The 25926-nt window shown below is 70.6% G+C and carries 31 protein-coding genes; 13 read left to right on the top strand and 18 right to left on the bottom strand.

The window, feature by feature from the left end:
- Positions 1-17: 17 nt before the first annotated feature.
- Positions 18-1292 (top strand): Cmx/CmrA family chloramphenicol efflux MFS transporter, encoded by a 1275-nt coding sequence (locus ACZ7L9_RS14650; protein ID WP_471415435.1) that lies wholly within the window; start codon positions 18-20, stop codon positions 1290-1292.
- 49 nt (positions 1293-1341) lie between these two features.
- On the opposite strand, the gene ACZ7L9_RS14655 is transcribed toward ACZ7L9_RS14650, so the two are convergent.
- Both ACZ7L9_RS14655 and ACZ7L9_RS14660 read right to left on the bottom strand, forming a co-directional pair.
- Positions 1342-1617 (bottom strand): DUF4031 domain-containing protein, encoded by a 276-nt coding sequence (locus ACZ7L9_RS14655; RefSeq protein WP_471415437.1) that lies wholly within the window; start codon positions 1615-1617, stop codon positions 1342-1344.
- Positions 1614-1982: a hypothetical protein gene (locus ACZ7L9_RS14660; protein WP_471415439.1), complete on the bottom strand. Its 369-nt coding sequence runs from the start codon at positions 1980-1982 to the stop codon at positions 1614-1616. Before ACZ7L9_RS14660 ends, ACZ7L9_RS14655 begins: the two co-directional genes overlap by 4 nt.
- A gap of 134 nt (positions 1983-2116) precedes the next feature.
- On the opposite strand from ACZ7L9_RS14660, the gene ACZ7L9_RS14665 reads away from it, so the two are divergent.
- The 3 genes from ACZ7L9_RS14665 to ACZ7L9_RS14675 all read left to right on the top strand — a co-directional run bounded on the left by ACZ7L9_RS14665 (position 2117) and on the right by ACZ7L9_RS14675 (position 5714).
- Positions 2117-3034, top strand: a complete 918-nt coding sequence (locus ACZ7L9_RS14665; protein ID WP_471415441.1) for a MurR/RpiR family transcriptional regulator — start codon at positions 2117-2119, stop codon at positions 3032-3034.
- 116 nt (positions 3035-3150) lie between these two features.
- Entirely contained in the window at positions 3151-4116 is a 966-nt protein-coding gene (gene murQ, locus ACZ7L9_RS14670) for an N-acetylmuramic acid 6-phosphate etherase (RefSeq protein ID WP_471415443.1), read from the top strand.
- Positions 4117-4163: 47 nt separating this feature from the next.
- Positions 4164-5714, top strand: coding sequence for a PTS transporter subunit EIIC (locus tag ACZ7L9_RS14675; RefSeq protein WP_471415445.1), 1551 nt, complete (start codon positions 4164-4166; stop codon positions 5712-5714).
- A 59-nt stretch (positions 5715-5773) separates the two neighbouring features.
- Here ACZ7L9_RS14675 and ACZ7L9_RS14680 read toward each other — a convergent pair whose 3' ends face one another.
- The gene (locus ACZ7L9_RS14680) at positions 5774-6379 is read right to left on the bottom strand and encodes a Uma2 family endonuclease (protein ID WP_471415447.1); all 606 of its coding nucleotides are present in this window, start codon (positions 6377-6379) and stop codon (positions 5774-5776) included.
- Positions 6380-6617: 238 nt separating this feature from the next.
- Between ACZ7L9_RS14680 and ACZ7L9_RS14685 the strand changes: the two genes are divergently transcribed.
- Genes ACZ7L9_RS14685 through ACZ7L9_RS14700 form a run of 4 tightly spaced genes read left to right on the top strand, consistent with a single transcriptional unit; the run spans position 6618 to position 11237 of the window.
- Positions 6618-7217 (top strand): hypothetical protein, encoded by a 600-nt coding sequence (locus ACZ7L9_RS14685; RefSeq protein ID WP_471415448.1) that lies wholly within the window; start codon positions 6618-6620, stop codon positions 7215-7217.
- Positions 7181-7882: an ABC transporter ATP-binding protein gene (locus ACZ7L9_RS14690; protein ID WP_471415450.1), complete on the top strand. Its 702-nt coding sequence runs from the start codon at positions 7181-7183 to the stop codon at positions 7880-7882. Before ACZ7L9_RS14685 ends, ACZ7L9_RS14690 begins: the two co-directional genes overlap by 37 nt.
- Positions 7879-8604: an ABC transporter ATP-binding protein gene (locus ACZ7L9_RS14695; protein ID WP_366136986.1), complete on the top strand. Its 726-nt coding sequence runs from the start codon at positions 7879-7881 to the stop codon at positions 8602-8604. Before ACZ7L9_RS14690 ends, ACZ7L9_RS14695 begins: the two co-directional genes overlap by 4 nt.
- Complete coding sequence (locus ACZ7L9_RS14700; RefSeq protein WP_471415452.1) at positions 8601-11237, top strand: ABC transporter permease; 2637 nt, start codon at positions 8601-8603, stop codon at positions 11235-11237. The genes ACZ7L9_RS14695 and ACZ7L9_RS14700 overlap by 4 nt, the downstream gene beginning before the upstream one ends.
- Here the strand turns inward: ACZ7L9_RS14700 and ACZ7L9_RS14705 are convergent.
- Positions 11223-12617, bottom strand: coding sequence for a sensor histidine kinase (locus ACZ7L9_RS14705; RefSeq protein ID WP_471415453.1), 1395 nt, complete (start codon positions 12615-12617; stop codon positions 11223-11225). The genes ACZ7L9_RS14700 and ACZ7L9_RS14705 overlap by 15 nt on opposite strands.
- Before the next feature lie 59 nt (positions 12618-12676).
- Complete coding sequence (locus ACZ7L9_RS14710) at positions 12677-13363, bottom strand: response regulator transcription factor (protein ID WP_471415455.1); 687 nt, start codon at positions 13361-13363, stop codon at positions 12677-12679.
- A gap of 144 nt (positions 13364-13507) precedes the next feature.
- Here ACZ7L9_RS14710 and ACZ7L9_RS14715 point away from each other — a divergent pair, with 144 nt between their 5' ends.
- Positions 13508-14182 (top strand): response regulator transcription factor, encoded by a 675-nt coding sequence (locus ACZ7L9_RS14715; protein ID WP_471415456.1) that lies wholly within the window; start codon positions 13508-13510, stop codon positions 14180-14182.
- Complete coding sequence (locus ACZ7L9_RS14720; RefSeq protein ID WP_471415457.1) at positions 14182-15576, top strand: ATP-binding protein; 1395 nt, start codon at positions 14182-14184, stop codon at positions 15574-15576. Before ACZ7L9_RS14715 ends, ACZ7L9_RS14720 begins: the two co-directional genes overlap by 1 nt.
- On the opposite strand, the gene ACZ7L9_RS14725 is transcribed toward ACZ7L9_RS14720, so the two are convergent.
- Positions 15557-16402: a COG4705 family protein gene (locus ACZ7L9_RS14725; protein ID WP_471415459.1), complete on the bottom strand. Its 846-nt coding sequence runs from the start codon at positions 16400-16402 to the stop codon at positions 15557-15559. The two genes, ACZ7L9_RS14720 and ACZ7L9_RS14725, sit on opposite strands and share 20 nt — an antisense overlap.
- Before the next feature lie 211 nt (positions 16403-16613).
- Here ACZ7L9_RS14725 and ACZ7L9_RS14730 point away from each other — a divergent pair, with 211 nt between their 5' ends.
- Positions 16614-17063 (top strand): helix-turn-helix domain-containing protein, encoded by a 450-nt coding sequence (locus ACZ7L9_RS14730; protein WP_471415460.1) that lies wholly within the window; start codon positions 16614-16616, stop codon positions 17061-17063.
- 17 nt (positions 17064-17080) lie between these two features.
- On the opposite strand, the gene ACZ7L9_RS14735 is transcribed toward ACZ7L9_RS14730, so the two are convergent.
- The 7 genes from ACZ7L9_RS14735 to ACZ7L9_RS14765 all read right to left on the bottom strand — a co-directional run bounded on the left by ACZ7L9_RS14735 (position 17081) and on the right by ACZ7L9_RS14765 (position 21202).
- Positions 17081-17323, bottom strand: coding sequence for a hypothetical protein (locus ACZ7L9_RS14735; protein ID WP_471415461.1), 243 nt, complete (start codon positions 17321-17323; stop codon positions 17081-17083).
- Positions 17324-17344: 21 nt separating this feature from the next.
- A complete protein-coding gene (locus ACZ7L9_RS14740; RefSeq protein ID WP_471415463.1) occupies positions 17345-17617 on the bottom strand; it encodes an IS3 family transposase in 273 nt (90 codons plus the stop codon).
- 20 nt (positions 17618-17637) lie between these two features.
- Positions 17638-17931: a transposase gene (locus tag ACZ7L9_RS14745; RefSeq protein WP_471415465.1), complete on the bottom strand. Its 294-nt coding sequence runs from the start codon at positions 17929-17931 to the stop codon at positions 17638-17640.
- 134 nt (positions 17932-18065) lie between these two features.
- Positions 18066-18755, bottom strand: coding sequence for a hypothetical protein (locus tag ACZ7L9_RS14750; protein ID WP_471415467.1), 690 nt, complete (start codon positions 18753-18755; stop codon positions 18066-18068).
- A 61-nt stretch (positions 18756-18816) separates the two neighbouring features.
- Positions 18817-20670, bottom strand: coding sequence for a zinc metalloprotease (locus tag ACZ7L9_RS14755; RefSeq protein WP_471415469.1), 1854 nt, complete (start codon positions 20668-20670; stop codon positions 18817-18819).
- Between the two features lie 67 nt (positions 20671-20737).
- On the bottom strand, positions 20738-20953 hold the full coding sequence (locus tag ACZ7L9_RS14760) for a hypothetical protein (RefSeq protein ID WP_471415471.1): 216 nt from the start codon (positions 20951-20953) through the stop codon (positions 20738-20740).
- Positions 20954-20983: 30 nt separating this feature from the next.
- Positions 20984-21202 carry a hypothetical protein gene (locus tag ACZ7L9_RS14765; RefSeq protein ID WP_471415472.1) on the bottom strand — a complete coding sequence of 73 codons (219 nt, stop codon included), beginning with the start codon at positions 21200-21202 and terminating at the stop codon, positions 20984-20986.
- 341 nt (positions 21203-21543) lie between these two features.
- Here ACZ7L9_RS14765 and ACZ7L9_RS14770 point away from each other — a divergent pair, with 341 nt between their 5' ends.
- The gene (locus tag ACZ7L9_RS14770) at positions 21544-21804 is read left to right on the top strand and encodes a hypothetical protein (RefSeq protein WP_471415475.1); all 261 of its coding nucleotides are present in this window, start codon (positions 21544-21546) and stop codon (positions 21802-21804) included.
- Between the two features lie 393 nt (positions 21805-22197).
- Entirely contained in the window at positions 22198-22530 is a 333-nt protein-coding gene (locus tag ACZ7L9_RS14775) for a hypothetical protein (RefSeq protein WP_471415476.1), read from the top strand.
- A gap of 106 nt (positions 22531-22636) precedes the next feature.
- On the opposite strand, the gene ACZ7L9_RS14780 is transcribed toward ACZ7L9_RS14775, so the two are convergent.
- The 5 genes from ACZ7L9_RS14780 to ACZ7L9_RS14800 all read right to left on the bottom strand — a co-directional run bounded on the left by ACZ7L9_RS14780 (position 22637) and on the right by ACZ7L9_RS14800 (position 25858).
- Complete coding sequence (locus ACZ7L9_RS14780; protein WP_471415477.1) at positions 22637-22897, bottom strand: hypothetical protein; 261 nt, start codon at positions 22895-22897, stop codon at positions 22637-22639.
- 253 nt (positions 22898-23150) lie between these two features.
- Entirely contained in the window at positions 23151-23615 is a 465-nt protein-coding gene (locus ACZ7L9_RS14785) for a helix-turn-helix domain-containing protein (protein ID WP_471415479.1), read from the bottom strand.
- A gap of 279 nt (positions 23616-23894) precedes the next feature.
- On the bottom strand, positions 23895-24128 hold the full coding sequence (locus tag ACZ7L9_RS14790; protein ID WP_471415481.1) for a hypothetical protein: 234 nt from the start codon (positions 24126-24128) through the stop codon (positions 23895-23897).
- Complete coding sequence (locus tag ACZ7L9_RS14795) at positions 24118-24366, bottom strand: hypothetical protein (protein WP_471415482.1); 249 nt, start codon at positions 24364-24366, stop codon at positions 24118-24120. The genes ACZ7L9_RS14790 and ACZ7L9_RS14795 overlap by 11 nt, the downstream gene beginning before the upstream one ends.
- Positions 24367-24553: 187 nt before the next feature.
- Positions 24554-25858, bottom strand: a complete 1305-nt coding sequence (locus ACZ7L9_RS14800) for a N,N-dimethylformamidase beta subunit family domain-containing protein (protein WP_471415483.1) — start codon at positions 25856-25858, stop codon at positions 24554-24556.
- Positions 25859-25926 lie beyond the last annotated feature (68 nt).

Genomic DNA, 25926 nt, shown 5'->3' on the forward strand with positions numbered 1-25926 from the left:
CTGCTCGCCGCTCTCGCATGCCCCTGGCCGTATACATCCTGGGTCTCTCGGTCTTCGCCCTGGGAACCAGCGAGTTCATGCTCTCCGGGCTGTTGCCGCCCATCGCCGACGACATGAACGTGTCGATCCCCCGTGCCGGACTTCTCATATCCGCCTTCGCGATCGGCATGGTGATCGGCGCCCCGCTGCTCGCCGTGGCCACGCTCCGGCTGCCGCGCCGTACCACGCTGATCGCCCTGATCTCCGTCTTCGGCCTCGGTCAGGTCGCGGGCGCGCTGGCTCCGACGTACGAGGTCCTCTTCGCATCCCGGGTGGTGAGCGCGTTCGCCTGTGCCGGGTTCTGGGCGGTGGGGGCGGCGGTCGCCATCGCGATGGTGCCGGTGAACACGCGGGCCCGTGCGATGGCCGTGATGATCGGCGGTCTGTCGATCGCGAACGTGCTGGGCGTGCCCCTGGGTGCGTTCCTCGGTGAGAACCTCGGCTGGCGGTCGGCGTTCTGGGCCGTGGGCGTGGCGTCCGCCGTGGCACTGGTCGGGGTGGTGACGCTGATTCCGCGCATCCCGCTGCCGGAGCAGAAGCCGCGGCTCAAGCAGGAGATGAGCATCTACCAGGACCGGCAGGTGTGGCTGTCGATCGCTGTCACGGCGCTCGCCGCGGGCGGTGTCTTCTGCGCGTTCAGCTATCTCGCCCCGCTGCTCACGGATGTCGCCGGGCTGGACTCGGGCTGGGTACCGACGGTGCTCGCGCTGTTCGGGATCGGTGCGCTGGTCGGTACGACGATCGGCGGCAGGGTCGCGGACGCGCACCTCTTCGGGGTGCTGATGAGCGGTATCGCGGCCTCGACGGTCTTCCTGGTCGCGCTGGCGCTGTTCGCGTCGAACCAGGTCGCGGCGGTCGGCCTCTCGTTCCTGCTGGGTCTGTCGGCGTTCTACACCGCCCCGGCGCTGAACGCCCGGATGTTCAACGTCGCGGGCGCCGCCCCGACGCTGGCCGGCGCGACGACGACGGCCGCGTTCAACCTGGGCAACACGGGCGGTCCCTGGCTGGGCGGCACGGTGATCGACGCGGACTTCGGTTTCGCGGCGACGGCATGGGCCGGGGCGGCGATGACGGTGCTGGCGCTGGTGGCTGTGGTGTTCTCGCTGCGGCTGCAGGGCGGGCGCAGGTCGCGACGGGTGACGGGGTCGCCTGCCACGGTGTCGTCGGGGTCATCCGTGACGGAGAAGTCGTCCGTGCGGGAGGCGGCATCTCTGACGGAGGCATGCACGGACGCGGGCACCTCCGCCGGCTGACACCGCGCGGCCACGGCCGGCACCGGCCGTGGCCGCCCTGCCCCACCCGTCAGTCGCCGGGTGCGGGTCGCCCCTTGGGCCGCCGCAGGCCGGCCTCCGTGATCCGGCGGACGAGTTCCTTCGAGCCGATCTGCTTCGCCCCGGCCCGCACCGCGTCCTCGTACCGCGATTCCGGTACGTCGTAGTGGTCCCGCTCGAACGCGCGGGGCGGGCAGCCGATGGATGCCGCGAAGGCGTGCAGCTCCTCGAAGGACACGTCGCTGACCAGGTGCGACCAGAACCGCCCGTGCCCCGGCCAGTCCGGCGGGTCGATGTAGACCGTCACCGCCGCAGTATCCCGCTCAGCGCACCGACCGGCGCGACCGCCACGGCGGCCTTGGTGCAGACCCAGTGCGGGTCCGGGCCCAGTTCCGGTTCGACGTCCAGGGCGTGCGGGTCACCCGCGTCGCAGACCGGGCAGAGCGGCCAGCGTCCGTACCGTTCGAGCAACGCGTCCTGCACGTCCTGCGCGACGAGGCCGACGACGAACGAGACACCGTCGGGCCATTGTTCGACCCACCAGCGGCGGTGGGTCACTGCGTCCTCGACCAGCGAGACGATCCCGGCATCGGCGACGTCACCGGCGGCGAGATCGGCCATGACCAGCGCGCGGGCCGTGTGCAACGCCTGTTCCAGGGGGTTCATCTCCATGGGCCCATTGTCACCCTGCCCGCGAGCGCGCTTCTCGCGCCCGCCCGCGCCATTTCCGCGCTGTCGGAGGTGCCGTCGGAGGCAGGGACCAAAGGGGGGTTGACGGGCAACCGGGTTGAAAATATCTTTCAAAGGTGACCAATGACCTGAAGGAAAGTTTCAGCGTTGACGCCCCGCCCGCCCCGGCGGCTCTCGCGGCCAAGGTGCGTACGCTCGCGCCGTCCATGACCCGCTCCATGCAGCGCGTCGCGGAGGCCGTCGCCGGTGACCCGGCCGGCTGCGCGGCCCTCACGGTCACCGGTCTCGCCGAACTCACCGGCACGAGCGAGGCGACCGTGGTCCGCACGGCCCGCCTCCTCGGCTACCCCGGCTACCGCGATCTGCGCCTCGCCCTCGCCGGGCTCGCCGCGCATCAGCAGTCGGGCCGGGCTCCCTCAGTCACTGCGGACATAGCGGTCGACGACCCGATCGCCGATGTGGTCGCCAAGCTGGCCTACGACGAGCAGCAGACCCTCGCCGACACGGCCGCCGGGCTCGACACCGTCCAGCTCGGTGCCGCGGTGTCCGCCGCCGCCACCGCCCGGCGCATCGACATCTACGGCGTGGGCGCCTCCTCCCTCGTCGGCCAGGACCTGGCGCAGAAGCTGGCCCGTATCGGCCTGATCGCGCACTCCCACACGGACCCGCACCTCGCGGTGACCAACGCCGTGCAACTCCGCTCCGGCGATGTCGCCATCGCGATCACGCACTCCGGCTCCACCGTCGACGTCATCGAGCCGCTGCGGGTCGCCTTCGACCGCGGTGCGACGACGATCGCGATCACCGGCCGCCCCGACGGTCCCGTGACGCAGTACGCCGACCACGTGCTGACCACGTCCACCGCCCGGGAGAGCGAGCTGCGGCCCGCCGCCATGTCGAGCCGTACGAGCCAACTGCTCGTCGTCGACTGCCTGTTCATAGGCGTGGCACAGCGCACGTACGAAACAGCCGCACCGGCGCTCGCCGCCTCCTACGAGGCGCTGGCCCACCGCCACACCCCACGCCCCCGCTGACCCCGCCCCGAACACCGACCTCCACCCCCGCACCGGCACCCGCACCCGCACCCGCACCCGCACCCGCACCCGCGGAGCCGTACCAGTACGCGACCGAGAAAGCAGAGCCGCTCTCCATGACCTCCACCCCCGACGCCGACACCACCACCCCCGACGGATACGGGGAACTGCGCGCCCAGCTCGAAACGCTCACCACCGAGGCGTTCCGGCCCGAGCTCGCCGAGATCGACCGCCTGGACACCCTTGAGATAGCCCGGATCATGAACGGCGAGGACCGGTCCGTCCCGGCCGCGGTCGGCGCCCGGCTGCCCGAGATCGCCGCCGCGATCGACAGCACCGCGGAGCGCATGGCCCGCGGCGGCCGGCTGATCTACGCGGGCGCAGGCACCGCGGGCCGGCTCGGCGTCCTGGACGCCAGTGAGTGCCCGCCCACCTTCAACACCGACCCCGCCGAGGTCGTCGGCCTGATCGCGGGCGGCCCGTCCGCGATGGTCGAGGCGGTCGAAGGCGCCGAGGACAGCAAGGAGTTGGCCGCCGCCGACCTCGACGCCCTGGACCTCACCGCGGACGACACCGTGGTCGGCATCTCCGCCTCCGGCCGTACGCCGTACGCGATCGGCGCCGTCGAACACGCCCGCACCAAGGGCGCGCTGACCATCGGGCTGTCCTGCAACGCGGACTCCGCCCTGGGGGCCGCGGCCGAGCACGGCATCGAGGTCGTCGTCGGCCCGGAGCTGCTCACCGGCTCCACCCGGCTCAAGGCGGGCACGGCCCAGAAGCTCGTCCTCAACATGCTCTCGACCATCACGATGATCCGGCTCGGCAAGACGTACGGGAACCTGATGGTCGACGTCCGCGCCTCCAACGAGAAGCTGCGCGCCCGCTCCCGCCGGATCGTCGCGCTCGCCACCGGGGCGTCCGACGAGGAGATCGAGGCCGCGCTCGCCGCGACCGACGGCGAGGTGAAGAACGCCATCCTCACCATCCTCGGCCAGATCGACGGCCCCACCGCCGCCACCCTGCTGACCGCGTCCGGCGGCCACCTCCGCGCCGCCCTCGCCACCGCCCCCCGCACCACCTGACCCACCGGCTCCACCCCGTACCCCCGCACAGCAAGGCACCACGCACCATGGCAACAGAAGACAAGAACCGCGCCACCGCCGCCGCGATCCTTCCGCTCGTCGGTGGCGCCGCGAACGTCAGCTCCATCGCCCACTGCATGACCCGGCTCCGGCTGGGCCTGCACGACCGCTCGCTCGTCGACGACGAGGCCCTGAAGGCGATACCCGCCGTCATGGGCGTGGTCGAGGACGACACGTACCAGATCGTCCTCGGCCCGGGCACCGTCGCCCGGGTCACGCCGGAGTTCGAGCAGCTGGTGGAAGAGGGCAAGGCAGCAGCCCCCGAACCCGCAACCGCCCCCGCTTCCCCCTCGCCCTCGCCCTCCGTTTCGGCGGACGAGCTGGCCGCCCAGGGCGCAGCGATAAGGGCGGCGCGGAAGGCGAAGAACGCCACGCCGTTCAAGCTGTTCCTGCGCCGGGTCGCGAACATCTTCGTCCCGCTGATCCCGGCCCTCATCGGCTGCGGCATCATCGCCGGTCTCAACGGCCTGCTGGTGAACCTCGGCTGGCTGACCTCGGTCACGCCCGCGCTGGCCGCGATCGCGTCCGGATTCATGGCGTTGATCGCCGTGTTCGTCGGGTTCAACACGGCGAAGGAGTTCGGCGGTACGCCGATCCTGGGCGGTGCGGTCGCCGCGATCATCGTCTTCCCGGGCGTCGCGAACATCGAGGCGTTCGGCCAGAAGCTCTCCCCCGGCCAGGGCGGTGTGCTGGGTGCGCTGGGCGCGGCGGTGCTGGCGGTGTACGTGGAGAAGTGGTGTCGCCGCTGGGTGCCCGAGGCCCTGGACGTGCTGGTCACGCCGACGCTCACGGTCCTGGTCTCCGGTCTGGTGACGATCTTCGGTCTGATGTACGTGGCCGGTGAGGTCTCCACCGCCATCGGTACGTTCGCCGACTGGCTGCTCTCCAACGGCGGCGCGGGCGCGGGCTTCGTGCTCGGCGGACTCTTCCTGCCCCTGGTGATGCTGGGCCTGCACCAGGCACTCATCCCGATCCACACCACCCTGATCGAGCAGCAGGGCTACACGGTCCTGCTCCCGATCCTCGCGATGGCGGGCGCCGGCCAGGTCGGCGCGGCCGCGGCGGTCTACTTCCGTCTCCCCCGCAACGAGTCGATCCGCCGGACGATCAAGTCCGCGCTGCCGGCCGGTCTGCTCGGCGTCGGCGAACCGCTGATCTACGGCGTCAGCCTCCCGCTGGGCCGCCCGTTCATCACGGCGTGCGTGGGCGGTGCGTTCGGTGGCGGCTTCATCGGCCTGTTCAACCAGCTCGGCGACAAGGTCGGCTCCACGGCCATCGGCCCGTCCGGTTGGGCCCTGTTCCCCCTCCTCGACGGCAACCACGGCCTGGGCAGTACGATCGCGATCTACGCGGGCGGCCTGCTGGTCGGCTACTTCGCCGGATTCCTGGCGACGTACTTCTTCGGCTTCAGCAAGGACCTGCTGACGGAGTTCAACGTCTCCCAGGAACCGGCGGCCCCCGCGGTCACGGCCACGGGCGGGCCGGCCGCACCGACGGCCGGCCCCGACACCCCGGCGAAGGAACCGGCAGGGGTCTGACCCCAGCACATGGAAGTGGGCGGCACCCGGCCATCGGGTGCCGCCGCTTCCATGTCTTCTCAGACCGGGAACTCCTCGGTGAGAAGCGTCGTCCCGAACGGCTCCGGCAACGTGAGCGGCTTCCCGAACGGCACCGGGTCGGAGTGCTTGTACGTCCCGTCCTCGTTCGGCTCGGTGAACAGGGTGGCCATGGCGCCACGCGTGTCGAACCGGTCGATCAACAGGTACATGGGTACGCCCGCGCGCGCATAGGCGCGGTACTTCTTCGTCCGGTCGTCCCGGGCATTGCCCTTCGAGGTGATCTCGACGATGAGCAACGCGTCCGACGCGTCCATCGGATCGCTGGTCTCCGGGTCGGCGGCCATGATCAGTTCGCGCTCCATGATGACCAGATCGGGGACGTAGAGCCTGTCGAGTGGCGCAACGTGGACGCCGAGGGTCTGGTAGATGCCCAACTCTTCGGGGAGCGCCCGATACAGGCGATGCTGCACCATTTCGGCGATGGCGTTGTGATGCGCATGAGGCGGAGGTACCAAGACGATCTGCCCTTCGTCGATCTCGGCGCGCCACCCCTCGGGCACGTCCAGTTCACGCCATGTCTGCAGCAGGTAGTCCCACGGGCGGCCCTCAGAGGCCTGGTCGTTCTCGACCATCGCGGCAGTCATCGCGGGTCCCTTCTCCTGTGGCCTGTCAAAGGAGCGTAGATCGACGGTTCTGCGGCGGTTCGCCGCTCCCACCAGCGTCCCACGATCGTGTGACGTGCGCAGCGACCCTCCGCCGTGCGCTAGTCGGCGTTAACCTCCCGCTAACCCTCCACGACCACGGCGCTGGCCGGTGGGTTTCTAGCGTCGCAGTGGGGTCGGCATCCCGGTCGGCTCCTTCGCTCGCGCAGAGGTGTTCCCCATGCGTCGTACCTTGTCAGCCGTGGTGACCGGCCTTGTGGTCGTCACCGGGGCCGCGGCCTGTTCCTCCTCCGGTTCGTCCGGTTCCTCGCACTCGTCGTCCTCCTCCACGGTCGCGCCCCCGAAGGAGGTGAATCCGGCCGGTGACATCCCCGACGACCAGGTGTTCGTCGCGTGGTCGCCGTCCGGCGGCGGCTACACGGTGAAGGTGCCCGAGGGGTGGGCCCGCCAGCAGGTGGGCGGGGCCACGGTGTTCAGCGACAAGTTCAACAGCGTCCGGATCGACCGGAGTCCGGCGAACAAGGCCCCCACCGTCCAGTCGGTCCGCTCGGCCGATCTGCCGGCCGTCCAGCGCAGCGCGAAGAACGTCACGGTGGAGAAGGTCAGCACCGTGAAGCGCTCTGGCGGAACCGCCGTGCTGGCCACCTACCGGGCCGACTCGGCGCCCGACCAGGTGACCGGGAAGAGCGTGCGCCAGGATGTCGAGCGGTACGCGTTCTGGAAGAACGGCACGCAGGTCGTGCTGACCCTGTCCGGTGCGGTGGGCGCCGACAACGTCGATCCGTGGCAGATCGTGACGGACTCCTTCCGGTGGGCGTGATGACCGAGACCCGGCTCACCGCCGATTCCCTGTACCGGTTCTTCCGCGCGGGCGAGGAGGAGACGTTCGCGCTCCAGGGCGTGGGGCTCCAGGTCGAGAGGGGCGAGATCGTCGCGGTGACCGGCCCTTCCGGTTCCGGGAAGACCACGTTGCTGAGCTGTCTGGCCGGGCTCGACGAACCCGACGGCGGCACCGTGCACATCGCTGGTGAACGCCTCTCCCACCAGCAGGAACACCTGCGCAGCCGGCTCCGCGCCCGCTACATCGGCGTGTTGTTCCAGTCCGGCAACCTGCTGGAACACCTCACCGTCCGCGACAACATCCGGCTGGTGCAGGGAATTTCGGGCGGCACGGACCGCCCCGGTGTGCACGAGCTGCTCCGGGACGTCGGCATCGCCCCCCGTGCGGGCGCACTGCCCCGGCAGCTGTCGGGCGGTGAAGCCGCTCGCGCCGGGCTGGCCGTCGCACTGGCCAACAACCCGGCCGTTCTGCTGGCCGACGAGCTGACCGGCGAGGTCGACGGGGAGACGGAGCGCCGCGTCCTCGCGCTGCTGCGCGAACGCGCGCGTGCGGGCACGGCGATGGTGCTGGTCACCCACTCGCGCGCGGTGGCCGCCGTCGCCGACCGGGTGCTCCGGCTGCGTGACGGGAGGTGGGTGCGATGACCGGCGTCGGTCCCACGGCCGCGAAGCCGCTCGTCGTCTGCGTGGACGCGGCCCGTACCTACGGCTCGGGGCCGAACGCCGTCGTCGCCGTGCACGGGGCGAACTGCGTCGTCCCCGCCGGTGCGCGGATCGCCGTGGTCGGCCCCTCCGGCTCCGGCAAGTCGACCCTGCTGCATCTGATGGCGGCCCTCGACCGGCCCACGGCCGGTACGGTCAGCCACCCCGGGCTGACCGCCGACCCCGAAGGCGCTGCGGACATCCTGCAGGCCCGGGACATCGGGGTCGTCTTCCAGGGGCCCAGCCTGCTGCCGCCGCTCACCGCCCTGGAGAACGTCTCCCTGCCCCTGCTCATCGACGGCCTCACGGCGGACGAGGCCGCCGGCCGGGCGTCCGCCGCCCTGGCCGAGCTGGAGCTCGGAACGCTGGCCGCCAAACTCCCGGACGAGATGTCCGCGGGTCAGGCGCAACGCGTCGCGGTCGCCCGGATGCTGGCCCGCCGGCCGCGGCTGATCCTGGCCGACGAGCCGACCGGCCAGCTCGACCGCGAGACCGCCCGGCACGTGCTGGAGGTGCTGCTGTCGGCCGCCGACTCGCTCGGCGCGGCCGTCCTGATCACCACCCATGACGCCCGGGTGGCGGGCGCCCTCGACGAGCGCTGGTACATGGCCGACGGCCGTCTCGTACAGCCCGAAACCCCCGACCGGGAACGTGAGTTGCGATGATCGGAATCTGGCTCTCGGGCCTGCTGCGAGTGCGCAGCGGACGCCTGATCGGGACGGCGCTCGGTGTCATGGTCGCCGTCGCGCTGCTCGCGGCGCTCGGCGGTTTCCTGTCCACGACCCGCGCCACCATGACGTCCCAGTCGGTGCGTTCGGTGTCCGTGGACTGGCAGGTGCAGGTGGCCACCGGCGCGGACGCGCAGCACGTGCTGTCCACCGTACGGGGCCTGCCCGGCACCAGGGCGGCCCTGCCGGTCGGGTACGCACAGACCGGTGGTCTGGGCGCGCACACCGGCGGAACGACACAGAACACCGGCGCGGGTTCGGTCCTCGGCCTGCCTCCCGGTTACGCCGCCACGTTCCCCGGCGAGATACGGCTGCTGGCCGGCCGGGAGCAGGGCGTGCTCCTCGCCCAGCAGACCGCCGCCAATCTGCACGCGGCCCCCGGTGACACGATCACCGTCAAGCGGGCGGGCGGTCTGCCGCCCGTGCCGGTGAAGGTGGCCGGTGTCGTCGATCTGCCGTTCGCGGACTCGTTGTTCCAGAAGGTGGGCGCCCCGCCCCAGTCGCAGCCCTCCGCGCCGCCGGACAATGTCGTCCTGATGCCCCGGCAGACCTGGGACACGGTCTTCGGTCCGCTCGCCTCGGCCCGCCCCGACCTGGTGCAGTCGCAGGTCCACACCCTGCGCACCCACTCCCTGCCGTCCGACCCGGCCGCCGCGTACTCGACGGCCACCGGCAACGCACACCACGCCGAGGTGCAGCTCGCCGGTACCGGCCTGGTCGGCGACAATCTCGGTTCGGTCCTGGACGCCGCCCGGTCCGACGCCCTGTACGCACAGCTGCTCTTCCTCTTCCTCGGCGTGCCCGGGGCCGTGCTGGCCGCGGCCCTGACCTGGGCGGTCGCCCAGTCCGGTGCGGGCCGTCGCCGCAAGGAGCAGGCGCTGCTGCGGACGCGCGGCGCGACCGTCGGCCGGCTGATGGGCCTGGCCGGTGTGGAGGCGGCCGTGGTCGCGGTGCTCGGCGCGGCCGGTGGTCTGGGGCTGGCCACGCTGGTGGACCGCTGGGCCTTCCACGGCAAGGGCATTCCACTGTCCTGGATGCTGATCGGGTGCGTCGTCGGCGCCCTCGTCGCGGCGGCGACCGTGCTGATGCCCGCCGGATACGACGCCCGCCGGGCGACGATCGTCTCGGGGCGCACCGCGGTCGAGCGGCGTACGGTGCCGCGTACCGCGTGGTGGGTGCTGGGGCTCGGCCTGCTCGCCGGTTCGCTGGCCGTCTTCCGCGCCACGAGCGGCACCAACTACGCCCTGGTCCTGGCGCCCGAAGGCACCCCGACCCTGTCGGTCGACTACTGGGCGTTCGCCGGTCCCGCGCTGCTGTGGGCGGGCGGCGCGGTGGTGGTCTGGCTGCTGGTGGATCTGCTGCTGCGCCGCGGCAGGCCGGTCCTCGCCCGGCTGTTCCGCCCGGCGGCCGGGGTCCTGTCCGGCACGGTCGCGGCCGGCCTGTCCCGGCAGCGCGGCACCGTGGTCCGCTCGGTGGTGCTGCTGGCACTGGCCTGCGCGTTCGCCGTGTCGACCGGCGTCTTCAACTCCACGTACCGCCAACAGGCGTCGGTGGACGCGATGTTGACCAACGGCGCCGATGTCACGGTCACCCAGCCTGCCCTCTCCGCGGCGGACACCGCGAAGCTGGCGGCGGTGCCGGGGGTACGGCATGTGGAACCGCTCCAGCACCGGTTCGCCTATGTGGGCGCCGACTTGCAGGATCTGTACGGGGTGCGACCCGCGAGCATCGTGTCGGCGGGGCGGCTCCAGGACGCCTATTTCTCCGGCGGCACCGCACGGTCCCTGATGGACCGTCTGGCTCAGCGCCCGGACGGGCTGCTGGTCAGCGCGGAGACGGCGCACGACTTCCAGTTGCACCCCGGCGATCAGGTGCGCCTGCGTCTGACCGACGCGCGGACCGGCCAACTGCGGACGATCCCCTTCCACTTCCAGGGTGTCGTCAAGGAGTTCCCGACGGCCCCGAAGGACAGCTTCCTGGTCGCCAACGCCTCGTACATCGCGCGTACGACGGGCAGCGGCGCCGCCGGGACGCTGCTCGCCGACACCGGGGGCACCGGCCAGCGTCAGGTGGCCGACCTGGCGAAGAAGGCGTTGGGCCCGAGCGCCCATGTCACGGATCTGCCGTCGTCGCAGACCGTCGTCGGCTCCAGCCTGACCGCGGTCGATCTCGCCGGACTCACCCGGGTCGAGCTGGGCTTCGCCCTGGTGATCGGTGCGGCGGCGGGCGGTCTCGTCCTGGCTCTGGGCCTGGCCGAACGGCGTCGCACGCTGGCGCTGGCCTCGGTGCTGGGGGCCAGGGGCCGGCAACTGTCCGGGTTCGTGTGGAGCGAGGCGGCGCTGGTCGCGGTGGCGGGTGGCGCGGCCGGTGCGGTCGTGGGATGGGCCCTGTCGCAGATGCTGGTGAAGGTGCTCTCCGGGGTCTTCGACCCGCCCCCGGACCAGGTGGCGGTGCCGTGGGCGTATCTCGTCGCGCTGGCCGGCATCACCGCGGCCACGCTGGCGGTGGCGGCCTGGGCGGCGGCGCGACACGCACGCAGACCTCCGCTGACCGAACTACGGGAACTGTGAGGCTTCTTGCTCCTCCACCGGTGACGCCGCCAGGAGCCAGGTGAACCGGGGCCGGGGCCGGGGCCGGGAGACGAACAGCCTCCCGCCCTCGGCCTCGGCCAGTGACCGGGCCAGCGCGAGTCCGATCCCGTGGCCTCCGGCGGCCGGTCCGCCCGCCCGCGCGGCCTCACCACCCCGCCGCTCGAAGACACCGTCCGTAGCCGCTTCGGGGATGCCGTCCCCCTCGTCCTCGACATCGACGGCGACGACCCCGGCCGTCTCCTTCGCGTGCACGGTCACCGTGCCCCTGCCGTGCGTCACCGCGTTGGAGAGCAGCACGTCGAGGATCTGCCGGGCGGCCCGCCGCGAGCCGAGCGCCTGCGGCAGGGCGTCGTCGATCCTGATCTCCAGGCGCCGCCCCTTTGCGGCGAGCGGCCCGTGCCAGTCCCCCTCGGCACGGGCGAGCAGGGCCGCGAGGTCGAGCGGCGCCCGTTCGGGTACGTCCCTGGCGAGGGCGAGCAGATCGTCCAGGGTGGTTTCCATGCGTTCGAGCTGCGCCAGGGCCGAGCGGACGGCCGCGCGTGGCCCGGCACCCACACCGGCATCCGCACCGCCCTCCACATCAGCGTCCGGAACATCAGCGTCCGGACCGGCCGCGACGGACATCTCCAGTTCCAGTCGTACGCCGGTCAGTGCCGTACGCAGCTGATGCGAGGCGTCCGCGCTGAACGCCCGCTCCCGGCGCAGGAGTTCATCGATGCGCGCTGCAGCCCGCGCCAGCGCATGGCCGACCGCGTCCGGCTCCGGAAGCCCGGACGGCTCCGCCCTGGCCGTCAGATCGCCGCCCTCCATCTCCCGGGCGACCCCGGCCAGTTCCTCCAGCGGGCGGGCCAGCCGTCTGCTCGACCGTACGGCCAGCAGGGCTCCCCCACCCACCGCGACCGCCGCCGGCGCCAGCATTCCGGCCCAGGTCAGCGCGGCCCGCCGCAAGGGCTCGGAGGCCGGTGAGGCGACCCGTACGACCGCCCGCACCTGCTCCGATCCCCCCACGGGAACGGCCGCGACCAGGCTGTCGCCGATCTCCCGGGTGACGACCCGGCCCGCCTTCGCCTCCCGTACCGGGGCATCACCCGCGCCCGGACCCGCCCCGAGGATGCGGCGGGCGTCGGTCCCGTACACCGCGATGTCCGTACCGGACTCGACGCGCGGCAGCTCGATCGGGTCGCCCGTGGCGGTGATCCGCTCGGGCAGGCTGAGCGCGACCTGTTCGCCCAGCGACTGCGCCTCCCGCTCCTCGTCCTGCTGGTACAGCCGCAGCGCCGCGTAACCGAGCGGCAGCGCGAAGAGCAGCACCGCGCACGCCACGGCGAGAACGGTGGCTCTCAGAATGCGACGACGCACGGCACGCCCTTCCTCCACCTACCGGGCTACGGTCATGGCTTCTCGTGACCGGGCCACGGTCATGGCCCGGTGGGGTCCTCCAGCCGGTACCCGAACTGCCGCAGCGTCGTGATGCGCACCTGGTCGCCGAGCTTGCGGCGGAGGGCGGCCACATGGACGTCGAGGGTCTTGGTGGGGCCGAACCAATTCTCGTCCCACACGTCGCTCATCAGATCCTCCCGGCTCACCGCCTGCCCCGGGCGGACCGCGAGACGCACCAGCAGGTCGAATTCGCGGGGCCTGAGTTCCACCTCGCCCATCGGGGTGGTGCAGCGCCGCGCCGACCGGTCGATCACCAGCGCCCCGACACGGAGGTGAGGTGCACCGCCGTTCGTGTGCGGCGCGGCGCGCCGCAGATGGGCGCTGACCCGAGCCTGGAGTTCGGCGAGCCGGAACGGCTTGGTCAGGTAGTCGTCGGCGCCGCACTCCAGCGCCTGGATCACATCCATTTCCCCGGTACGGGCGGTCAGCACGACCAGCACCGCGTCCGGCGCCCGCTCACGGAGTCTGCGGCAGAGTTCGAAGCCGTCGATGTCCGGCAGCCCCAGATCGGCGAGGAAGAGATCGGCGGCGGGTAGCCGCTCCGTGACGGCGAGGGCGCTCGCGCCGTCGGGGCACCACTGGCTGTCGTGGCCCAGCACCCGCAGGGTGGCGACCAGCCGACTGCCGATCGCCGGGTCGTCCTCGATGACCACGATGCGCGCCACCCCGTCACGCTACCGCGACCGGCCGGCGCCGGTCCGTCCGCACATACTGCTCCGCCCCGGCCACGGCCCGATGGTGTCGCACGCCACCTGAACGGAACCTGAACGCGCTGGGGTGCCCCGTGCGGGTCGGGTAATACTGGCCGGGTGACCGCTGCACGCATTCTCGTCGTCGAGGACGACCACGGCCTGCGCGATGTCCTGGCCCGTGGCCTGCGCGACGAGGACTTCGACGTCGTGACCGCCGTCGACGGCGCCACCGCACTGAAGACCGTCGACGAGTCGGTGCACGCGGTCGTGCTCGACGTGGGGCTGCCGGACTCGGACGGGCGCGATGTGTGCCAGGCGATGCGCGGTGCGGGGGTCACCGTTCCGGTGATTTTCCTCACTGCACACGGCAATCTCACCGACCGGCTCTCCGGGTTCGCCTCGGGCGGCGACGACTACCTGGTGAAACCGTTCCACCTCAGTGAGCTCGCGGCCCGCGTCCGCGCCGTCCTGAACCGCACCGGTCACCACGGCGGCGCCCTCGCCGACAGCGCGGGCTCGATGCGGCTGAACCCGATGAAGCACGAGCTGACGGTCCACGGCCGGCCCGTGGCCCTGACGCCGACCGAGTTCCGCCTGCTGGCGTGCCTGATGTCCGGACCCGGGAGCGTGGTACGCCGCCGGGCCCTGCTGCGGGCGGGCTGGCCGGAGGGGGCGCAGGTCAGCGACAACACCCTGGACCAGTACCTGACCCGCCTGCGCCGCAAGCTCCGCGAGGCGGACAGCCCGCAGACCATCGGCACCGTCCGCGGCATCGGCTACCGCTTCGGCTGATGAACCGCTACTTCACCCCCCGCACCCTCCGCGGTCGCCTCGCCCTGATGGCCCTCGCCACCAGCGCCCTGTGGATCGGCGTCCTGACCACCGTCTTCAACATCACCCTCGACAACCGGCTGCACGCACAGGCCGACGACATCCTGCGCACCCGCGCCGAGGCCGTGGCGGCGACGGTGGACGTGCGCCCGGACGGCCGGCTCGTCGTCCGGGAGCCCACCGAGGACCGGGCCCTGGACGTCGGGGTCTGGATCTTCCAGGGCGACACGGTGGTCGAGAAGCCCCCCACCGCACCCAGCGGCCTGGAGACCCGGGCGGCCCGGCTCGCGGGACGGCGCGAGACGTTCACCGACACCGAGGGCCCCGGGTCATGGCGGCTGTACGCGTTCCCCGTCGACACTCCCGCCCGGCCGGGGCACCCGCCCACGCAGGCCGGCACCGTCGTGAGCTCCGTGAGCCTCGACCCGTACCGCAGCACGGCGGACACCGCCCTGGTCGGGTCGATCGCACTGGCCGTACTCCTGCTCGCCACCATCTATCTGCTGACCCGCCTCGTCGTACGACGGGCCCTGCGTCCCGTCGCCTCGATGAGCGAGCAGGCCAACCGGTGGAGCGCCGCGGGCGCCCCCGAACGGTTCGGTGCCGAGGGCCGGCCCGCCGAACTCGCCGCGTTCGCGACCAGCCTGGACGCCCTGCTGGACCGGCTGGCCGCCGTCCTGCGCCACGAGCAGGAGCAGGCCGCCGAGCTCTCCCACGAACTGCGCACCCCGCTCGCCCGCATCGCCGCCGAAACCGAGTGGCTGACCGGACGCCCGCGCTCCGCGCAGGAGCGGGGGACCTCCCTGGAGGCCATTGCGGGCGCCGCCGCGACCATGCAGCAGATCTGCGACTCGCTGCTCTCGGAGGTCCGTACCCGCAACGCGCAGACCCCCGGCCGCTCCCGCTTCGCCGACATCGCACACCGACTGGCAGAACGCAACGCGACCCTGTTTCCCGCAGCCCCGCCGGTGACCGTCGCGGCGGACGGCACAGCACCGCCCGGCACACCGCCGCCCGACGTGACCATCGGCGTCTCGCAGGACGTCGCCGAGCGCATCCTGACCCCGCTCCTGGACAACGCCCGCCGCTACGCCGCCCACTCGATCACCCTCACCTGCGCGGCGAGCGCGGGCGAGGTCACGGTGTACGTCAGCGACGACGGCCCCGGGGTCCCCGAGGACTTCGCCGCCTCGCTCTTCGAGCCCGGCCGCCGCGCCCACCCCGAGGACGGACACGACGGCGCGGGGCTCGGTCTGGCCCTGGCCCGCCGTCTGGCCAGGGCCGCGGGCGGCGACATCGCGCTGGATACCGCCGCCCCCGGCGCACGCTTCGTCGTCACCATTCCCGCGGGCTGACCTCCCGTGCGCCGCCCGTCTCGGCGACGCCCTCCTCCGCCACATCCCGCCGGGTCCGGGTCAGGAAGACGACCAGGCCGAGGATGACGACGAGGAACAGGAGGCTGGTGCCGACCGTGCCCAGCCCCAGCCCGCCGTCCGCCGTGGGCTGAGACAGGTAGTCGCCCAGCGACGCACCGAGCGGCCTGGTCAGGACGTACGCGATCCAGAACGACCACACCGCGTTGAAGTCCAGCGTGCGGTGCGCGAGCGCCACGGCCGCGATCAGCGCGGCGAACACGACCGCGGAGAGCCAGTACCCCAGGTTCAGCTTCTCCGCCGTGAGGTCGCCCGCGGACGTGCCCAGCGCGAACGTGAACAGGATCGCCAGCCAGTAGAACGCCTCACGGCGCGTCGTCCGGATCGAGTGGATGGACAGCGTCCGCTCGCTCGCGTACCAGGCGAAGAACGTGACGGCGAGCGCCACCGCGAACACCACGGTCGTGGTCTGGAGCGGAACGCCGAGGTTGTCGGTCAGGTTGTCGCTGATCAGCGTGCCGACGACGCTGATCAGGACCACGGACAGCCAGTACAGGCTCGGCACATACTTACGCGCCCGGAACTGGAAGAACAGGGTGACGAGCAGCAGCGCACTCATCAGGTACGAGGTGTTGGTCAGCCCCATGCCCAGGTTGCTGTTGAGCAGATCGGCCGCGGTCTCGCCCACGGTGGTGCACAGCACCTTGATCACCCAGAAGTAGAGGGTTACTTCCGGGACCTTGTTCAGCATCTGCCGCGCCCGGGAGCGTGTGCCGGGCGCATACGTGTCAGTCGTGTCGGTTGTCATGGAACGGCACGCTGGCAGGGTCTCCCTGAAATTTTCCTGACTGCGCACGGCACCCGACTCGCTTGTCGATCAGTGGCCGCACACTCCTCAAGCGATTAGGTCGCTGACCTTGACGTTCTCGGATTGCGAGAACGCCCTTTCGCGTTTGTCCGGGATAGACTCGGCCTCGCCCGTACGCGTCAATCCGTCGCTAACAGGAGAGAACCCTCCCGTGGCCAATGCACTGCAGGAATTGGTGAAGAGCCGGCTGGAGCAGCAGGGCTGGTCCTATGGCGACGTGGCCCGGCGCGGCGGCATTCCGCGGTCCACCGTGCATCATCTGGCCACTGTCGAGCGGGTGACCCGCATGCCTCAGCAGGCCACCCTGGAGGGTCTTGCCAGGGGACTGGAACTGCCCCTGGACTCCATACGCAGAGCGGCCGCCGAGGCCTGCGGGATCCATCTGTACTTCGAGGAACCGGCCCCCACCGCCACCGACCCCGAGGTCGCCACCCTCATCGCCAGCCTCCAACAACTGTCCGTCACCGACCGCCGACACGTCACCGCGCTCGTCGAATCCCTCCTGCGCAACACCTCAACCCCCGACACCGAAACCAACCCCGGATCCGACACCGCCGCCGACCCCGGATCCGACGCAGGCACCGACGCCGACTCCGACTGAGCGAGACTTCCGGACGCTCACCGATCGCTCAGGGCCCGCAGCCAGCTGATCACGGCGTTCACCGTCCGATAGTCGAGCTCGGCGATCCGGGCAACGGCCTGGGCGTCGTTCAGCCGTACGGGAAGGCATGCCGCGTCCAGCGCGCAGTGCAGCATCACCTGGTGCGCCTGAGCGGCCGACAGGTGCTCACCCACGCGCAGGCAGGGACGCAGGAATGCGGAGATGGGCAGCGGGGGTGTCGGGAATGCGGGATGGTCCATGGTCATGCTCCAATTGCTCTCTCACTTACGAAGCCTCGAACGCCCGCCGGCACCCTGGAGGCCGGCCCGGCGCATGAGGAGCTGCACCGTTCCGTGGCTGACCGTGATGCCGTACCCGAGGGCGAGTTCTTCGTGAATGCGCCGGTACCCGTAGGTCCCGTGCGACGCGGTGTGGATCGTGGTGATGACTTCGGTGAGCCAGGAGTGGCGAACGGACCTCGCGGAGGGAGGGCGGGAGCGCCACGTGAAGTACCCGGACTCCGTCACCCCCAGGGCACTCGTGGCGGTCCGCACGGGTAAGCCTTCGCAGACCATCACGTGCACCGCGGCGAATCGCCTTTTGGGGCGGCCGCACCGCACAGCAGCTCGGTCGCGCGTCGGAGGACGGCGAGCTCGGTCTCCAGCTCGGCGATGCGTTTGCGCGCGGCCTTGAGTTCGGACCCGGCGTACGGGACGGACCGCCCGTTCCGGAGGTGCGGCAGGTATCTGCGCCGCCACTGGTAGACCGTCCGCTCCTTGAGGCCGAGCTCGACGGCGACCTTCTTCACGGGCTCGCCCACGGCGAGCAGGTCAAGGGCCCGACGACGCAGCTCGGGTGGGTGGCTCATGGATGTCAGCCCTCCGGGAGACGGGGAGACGAGGTCCGACTCCGGGGCCCGGGGAACGGGTCCCCGAGCCCGGGAGTCGTCGAGGTTCGGTACGGGGCCACAGGCGCCCGCCCGGCCCGACCGGCCGGGCGGTCCTAGTCGATGTGCCGCCGCATGGTGACCGTGGGCGTGAAGCTGCCCGGCGGGCTCACGTTCGCGCCGCGCGGTGCGGCGGCCATCGCCTGCCGGAGCAGGGTCACGACCTCGGCTGCGAGGGAGTCGGTGCGAGCCTTGACGACGTGGATCGCCTCACGGCTGCGCTCCAGTTCGCCCAGTCGCCTCTCCAGCCGGGCGAGTTCGTCCCTGGTCGAGCGGCTCAGGGTGAACGAGTACGGGGTGGAGACGATGAACTGGTAGGCACCGGCGAACGTCTGGCAGCCCTCGCAGTGGTCGTTGACCGCGCGGCTGGTGTTCGCGGCGTTGAGGTGCGTGAGGGCGCCGTTCGTGGTGACGACCTGGAAGGACAGGGCGATTGACCGGCACGGGTTGTCGAGCGAGCAGCCCACGGAGCGGGCGACCGCCCTGTTCCGCGCACCGACGCCGATACGCGTTCCGAGTTCGCGGATCGCGAACTCGTCGTCGTAGTCGAAGCGGTTCCTGGGGGTGGCTTTGGCGTGCGCCTCGTCCATCGCGATGCCGACGTCGCGGGTGACCGTCGATGCGGATGAGGTTGCTCCGGCCGAACTCGCGGTCGTGGCGATGCCTGCCGTGCAGGCGACGGCCAGCATCCCCAACCGTGCGGCAGTGCGGCCGACCTGGCTGGTGCGTGGCTTTCGGTGCGTCACTGGGTGCTCCTTTGCGGACGTACGGGAAGAATCAGGGGTTCTCGATGGGGAGAGGCGGGTGTCAGTTCTCCGGGAGGCCCGGTGACTCCGAGGGGGTCTCCGAGGGGGTCTCCGAGGGCGAGGGGGATCCGGACGACGTGGGGCTCGACGGCTTGGGGGAAGAGCTGACGCCGGCCGACGGCGACGTTGATCCCGAGGCGCGGCCGCCCTTCGGCGTCGGGCTCGTCCGCGTGGGCTTCGGAGTGGTCAAAGCGGGGCTCGCGGACGGGGAACCGCTCGCGCCGGCGGCCTCGCCGGAGACGCTGTCCTCGGGACCGGACTCCGGAGCGGGCGCCTCGGACGGCGAGTCGGCGGGGACGAACGGGTCGGTCGGGGCCGGGCTCGGCCGTCCTTCGGCAGGTGCCGACGGCGTCGGGCGGGCCGTGGGGACGCCGGGCTGGATGATGGGGGTGATAGGTGGCTGCCGCGGGAGCGCCTCGGGGGTCATGCCGGCGAGCCACGCCGCGCAGAGTGCGCCGCCCCCCGCCACCACGCCGCCGCAGACGGCCAGGCGCAGCCAGGTGTTGCCCTCCGTGGCACGGGCGGTGACCTTCACGAGCCGTCCCACCAGGCGCACGGTGAGGTACGCCGCGCCGGCCAGAGGGCAGACGAGCATGAAGCTTCCGACGACGCCGACGAGTCCTGCGGCGATCTCACCGTCGACGAAGGCGAACCAGGTCCCACCCAGCTGCTCCGTCAGGGAGCGCAGGCCGGTGCTGAGCAGACGCGGGAGGTTCCAGAGCATGTAGGCGAGCTCGGCGACGATCAGCGGCACCATGGTCAGCACCCAGACCGTGACGATGATCCTCGCGGGGCGCTTGAGAGCGGCCACCTCCGAAGGCACCGGACGGCCCGGCCACATGCTCCGGAGGATGGGCTTGATCTTGCCGAAGAGGTCGGGGATTCCGGCAAGGTCCCCGAGGATGTAGTAGCCGTCCAACCGGACCGCCGGCAGCAGCTGTTCGAGGATCTCGAAGTGCACCAGGTAGATCGCGGCGAGGAAGAACGGCTGACCGGTGAGGAAGTACGCGCAGGCGAGGCCCAGCACGTACACGATGTTGAAGTAGACCCCGCCCAGGTCGGTCCGGAGCCGGCCGGCCCGCCCGATGCGGTAGACATCGGTGACTTCGGTGTACATCGACGGCCAGATCAGGAAGAGACCGCATCCGATGCATCCGGGCCGCGCGCCACCGTATCTGCACGCCGAGGCATGGCCGAACTCGTGGAAGACCAGCGATGCCACGATCAGCACGAAGACGGCCAGCATCAGCACCGGCTGCTCGAGCACCTGCAGCACCGGCTGAATGGCGCCGTGAACGGCGAAGAGCCAGAAGTCGATGCACAGGGCTGCCAGCAGCACCAGAACCACCACCGGCGGCCGGTGCAGCCACGCGAGTGCCTTCGCGATGCGGGCGACCTGCTGCTCGCGGAATATCACCCGATGGCCCTTGAGGACCAGGAGGAGATCGTTGGTGGGGCCGCGGACCTGGTCGCCCTCCTGGCCGAACGGGACGGTGACGCCGAGCGGTTCGAGCTTCTGCTCGATGAGGTACTCGATGTTGTCCGCGCTGACCTCACGCCCGAAGCGCCCGCTGACCCGGTGCGAGATGGTATCGGTGTTCCGTACACCGTCGATGGCTTCGGTCACCAGGTAGAGCAACCGGGACAGCTGGACCACTTGCCCGTCCCCCCGGCGGACCAGGTACTTGCGCTCCGTGGAGCCGGATCCCTTGTACTCGCCGAGGAGTTGAAGTCCCGCGCCGAGTCGCGGAACGGGAAACAGTATCTCCGTGTACTCGTACGACGGATACGTTTCGTCCGCGTCGCAGGCCACTGCCCCCGCGGGACCGGGGTGAACCCTTTGGCTTTCGGTCACCGCCCTGCTCTTCCTCCCGGGGCGGGCCGCGCCCCCAAGAACGCGGCCCGCACGCTTCCGGGCGTTGTTACTGCCTGATGCTGATGGACTGGTTGGCCTCGGATCCCGCGATGGCGTCCGGGGAGCTGACGTTGGTCGCGAGCGACTCGTTGTGGGCGTTGACGTAGGCGATGTGCTTCGTCACGTTCGTGGTCCTGGCGAAGTTGAACCGGAGCCGGCCCAGGGCCTCGCGACCGGGCAGCAGTTCCGCGGCCGCCTCGGCAATGAGCTGATCGTTGGTCATGGTGAAACCCTTCCGGGAAAGAAGCGCTCGCTACTGGCTGACGTTGATGGACTGGTTGGCCGTGGACGCCGCGATGGCGTCCGGGGAGCAGACGTTGGCCGCGAGCGACTCGTTGTGGGCGTTGACGTAGGCGATGTGCTTCGTCACGTTCGTGGTCCTGGCGAAGTTGAACCGGAGCCGGCCCAGGGCCTCGCGACCGGGCAGCAGTTCCGCGGCCGCCTCGGCGTCCAGCTCTCGAATGCCAAGCATGTGGGGTCCTTTGCATGTAGGGCATGGACGGACGGCGCCCGATCCGAACGCGTCCAGCCATGCCGGACAATCTGTCTGACGAGATTGGACACTAGGGGTGCCGGACCGCCCCGGACAAGCGACTCACACTTTGCGCTCGCCACCGGATACGCAGCACATCCACGAAAACAGCAGGCAGGAGGGGTGACGGGCGAGGCGGCAGTGGATGCCGGCACCCGTCCACCCTCACCCGATCGGCCCAGTCCGGCGCATCCCGACCGGCAACCCCCTGGCCTTCGATGGCTATTCTCTCGTCGCTCCGGGCGGGTGGACCGCCCGGTTCCTCCGCGAGAGGGGTGCACGTGCTTGTCGTTCCAGAAGCCGGCGCGACCGCCGTCGTCCGCGACAGGACAGGAGAGCCGATCGTGCTGCTCTCCGGCGAACTCCCGGCAGCTCTCACCCCCTCCGGCGTGAACGATCTGCTGAACCTGGCCGCCGCCGTGCTCGATGCCGAGGAACTGGCACTCTTCCGCAGCTGCCTCGCGGCACTGCGCTGCGGCGAAAGACTCGAGGAAAGACGTATTGAGGTGAGCGGCGCCATGCTGACCATCTACCGCAGCTGACCACGGACCCGCCTGCGCAGAACACGGGGCAAAATGCCGTTCGAACCGGGGATTCCCGCAGGCCGGCCCCGCCTCGAACGGCAAAGCACATGAATTCTTCAACGCATAACACGGTGCACCCCCGAATCCTTTCAGCACATCCGTCCAAGCCCGCAACCAGCCAACAACACACCGCAGTCGAGTAACCCTGGCGGGTGTTTGCCGGCACCACATCCGCAATTTTTTGAAACATCACGAAGAAGAGCTCGGAGCTGGTTTTCAGCACATCTTGAGCAGAAATCGGCAATGCGCCGACAAGCCCCCACGGCCCGATTACTCGATGGAATCGACTGCAGGCTCAGAGTAATGTCCGGAGGGCCAGCAGGAAATCAATTCGAACCAAGGAGAAACGTAGTGAGAGCATTCGCGCGGGCCGCTGCGACGGCGACCCTGGCCGTGACCGCAATCGCCATTCCTCTGACGGGCACGGCCATGGCCGCCCCAGCCCATTCGCCGGTGCAGGTGCACAGCGTTCGCCACTTCGACTTCCGGTGCGTCGACTTCGACCACCGGCGACTCGGGCACAACGACTGGGACCACCGCGGGAACCGCTGGGCCGATGACTGCCGCAACCGCTCGGACCACCGGGGCGCGCACCGTTGGCACTGGAACTACGGCTACGGGAGCTACCGCGACTACAACGGATACGGAGGGGACTACACGAGGGACTGCTATCGCCGCCGCTGAGTCGGCTTGAGCAGGCTTGCCCCGGGCCTTGCTCCGGATCTTGCTCGGATCGGAACCGAGCGTGGGCTCCCGGGAGAACTCCCGGGAGCCCACTGCTGTTCCGTGGTCAGCTGCGGTAGATGGTCAGCATGGCGCCGCTCACCTCAATATGTCTTTCCTCGAGTCTTTCGCCGCAGCGCATTGCCGCGAGGCAGCTGCGGAAGAGTGCCAGTTCCTCGGCATCGAGCACGGCGGCGGCCAGGTTCAGCAGATCGTTCACGCCGGAGGGGGTGAGAGCTGCGGGGAGTTCGCCGGAGAGCAGCACGATCGGCTCTCCTGTCCTGTCGCGGACGACGGCGGTCGCGCCGGCTTCTGGAACGACAAGCACGTGCACCCCTCTCGCGGAGGAACCGGGCGGTCCACCCCACCCGCAGGGGACGAGAGTAGCCCCAATCAAGCCTATTTCTTGCCTGATCTACTGTTTCGCCAGGACATATGCATGTCTGGATATGCAATGGGCGCCGCCGACCCCAAGTCCCCGATCTCCATGGCCACATGAGGCACAGGCAGCCCCGCAGGCCGTGGGCACGTCATGGGACACCGACCGGGGACACCAACCGCACGCGACGGCCGGCCACCGATCAAGAGCGCTCGCGGGAAACGGAGTCGTCGTCGGTGCCTGCGTCGGATCCGGGGTCGGCGGCGGTGTCGGATCCGGGGTTGGTTTCGGTGTCGGGGGTTGAGGTGTTGCGCAGGAGGGATTCGACGAGCGCGGTGACGTGTCGGCGGTCGGTGACGGACAGTTGTTGGAGGCTGGCGATGAGGGTGGCGACCTCGGGGTCGGTGGCGGTGGGGGCCGGTTCCTCGAAGTACAGATGGATCCCGCAGGCCTCGGCGGCCGCTCTGCGTATGGAGTCCAGGGGCAGTTCCAGTCCCCTGGCAAGACCCTCCAGGGTGGCCTGCTGAGGCATGCGGGTCACCCGCTCGACAGTGGCCAGATGATGCACGGTGGACCGCGGAATGCCGCCGCGCCGGGCCACGTCGCCATAGGACCAGCCCTGCTGCTCCAGCCGGCTCTTCACCAATTCCTGCAGTGCATTGGCCACGCGAGGGATTCTTCCTTCCGACACATCGGCTGACCACAACTCCTGAAACCGGCTTGCGGCGAGGCACCGGACACGCTAGCGTCCAACAAGTCCGGACGGTCCGTCCGAAAACATTGGACGCCTTGCTTCGTGGGTGCCCTGCTGCCGCAACTCGACCCACGGGTTCAACGCTTCGCGCCCGGGGCGGGTCACGGCCCGGCGCGGTTCACCCTTTCCGGCGCCCTTGCGCGCCGAACGGCGCCCGGCAGCAGGACGGCGCCCCTTCCCCGACCGACACCCTCACGGCAGCCGCCCCTCCCGGTTGACCTCCCTGACCCTGGCCCGCAGCACTTCCCCGAGCGGGGCCGGGCGCAGCGACTCCGGCGGACAGTCCCACTCCTCCCCGCCGCCCGGAGCCCGCAGTTGTACGTACGGCCCGACGCGCCCCATCACGCGCCCCACCCGCCCGTCCCGGGTGTCCACCGCGAACGACCCGGGCTCCGGCCCGCACGGCTCAAGCGCCTCACCCGTCATGACCGGCCAACCCCTGCGCCTCCAGCACCACACTCAGCCGCAGCGCCGTGTCGAGGTTGCACCGGCCGAGGTCCACCAGCGGCGACGCCGATTCGCTCCCCGCACACGTCACCGGGTCGACCCGCAGCGAAGGCAACGTGATCCCCACCCCCGAGAACCCCTCCTTCAGCCGCGCCACGGCGTCCTCCGCCGCCCGCACTCCGCCCTCTGCCGCCCTGCGCCGTTCCTTGATGGTCATGCCCCATCCCTTTCCACGCTGAGTAATGACAATGCATACCCAGCGTGTCCAACGCGCGGCCGGCCTGGAAGGGGCGCAGAACCAACAAACGCACGTGTGTCACCGGGAGTTGTCATGCCAGGCCCCAAGAAGTCCTTGGGCTTCGAGGCGCGTCCTGGCGCGCGACAGCGCTATGTGTGCCAGGGCGTCAGGTGTTCCTCGGCTCCAGCATGCGAGTCAGGAGGTTGCGGGTGGCCCGCTGGACCTGTGGGTTGATGTGTTCGGAGTCGTTGAGGGCCAGTGGCCAGTGGAAGGTCCCGGCGACGAAGACGAGCGTGCCCTGTTTGTTCTCGCACAGGCTGGTGTTCTGGACGGTGCGGCCGCGGCCCCAGCTGTCGACGTACGGGGACGCGGAAAGCAGCGTCTGCCGCCCGTCGGGGCGGGGCATGGACGGGTCGAAGCCGTCGGCCTCGACGGCGATCAGGTCCGGGATCTCGTCGCCGTCCCGCAGGCCGGTGCCCGACCAGAACCAGTGACTGCTTTCGCGGACCACGAGCGGCACGGGGGCCTTGAGGATGCCGTTGTACTGCACGCCCAGCAGCCCTTGTTCCGCCTTGCGGTGCCGTTTGCCGAGGTGGCGCCAGCGCACGGTGGGCCCGGCTGTGCCGGGTTCGGGGTCGGGGGCTTCCTTGTAGCAGGTCACCACGCGGTCCGGCTGTCCCTCGGCATTGGGTTCGAGGCGTATGTGGAAGTAGATGTTGTTCGAGGCGAGGAAGGCGAGATGGGTCCCGGCTCCGACCGCTTCCTCCGCGCAGTCGCGCATGCCTTCGGACCAGTATTCGTCGTGCCCGGAGAACACGATGGCGGTGTACTTCGACGGGTCGATCCGTCCGTCGTGCAGGTCAATGCTGCCGGCGTAAGTGATGTCGTAACCGACGCTCTCCGCCCATCGTGCGGCGCTGGTGTCCATGTCGAACCAGCGAGGCAGACCGGCCTGTGCATAGGGCCGGTCGAACGACACCTTTAAGGCGCGTTCGGCATTTCCGCCCACCTCGCCCTCGGGGGTGTAGCCCTTGTACAGGTTCTTGCCGGTGCGTCCGTCGAGCGGCCAGATGTTGTAGGCCTGGTACGTGGTGAAGGGGACGACCATCAGGATGTCGGAACGGCGGGCGGTGTCGCGTACGACGAAGGGTGTGTAGCTGCGATGGCCGTCCTCGGACGTGAACACGGCCAGGTATATCCCTGACACCCAGGTGTTCGGTATGTCCAGGGTCCAGGAAGCCGGCCAGTCGCAGGCGATGAGCCCGGTGGCGGCATCCGCACTCGGCTTGGCCTGGGGATCCACGGCCACTGGCTCACTGGTCGTCAGGTGCCGTGCGCCGGCGCCCCCGTAGTGCCCGACGCGGTATATCGCCACCGTGCACTTCTGGGCGATGTGGGACGCCAGGTGGAAAGCGATGGACTCACCATGCTCCACCGACGTCTTCGACGCGAAGCCCTGAATCTGGGCCAATATGTCCGTGACACCGCTCGTGCCGCCACGGCCCAGTGCCCACCCGTCGGAACCGGCCGCACGGTTCT

The organism is Streptomyces sp. NPDC111516, assembly GCF_055635345.1.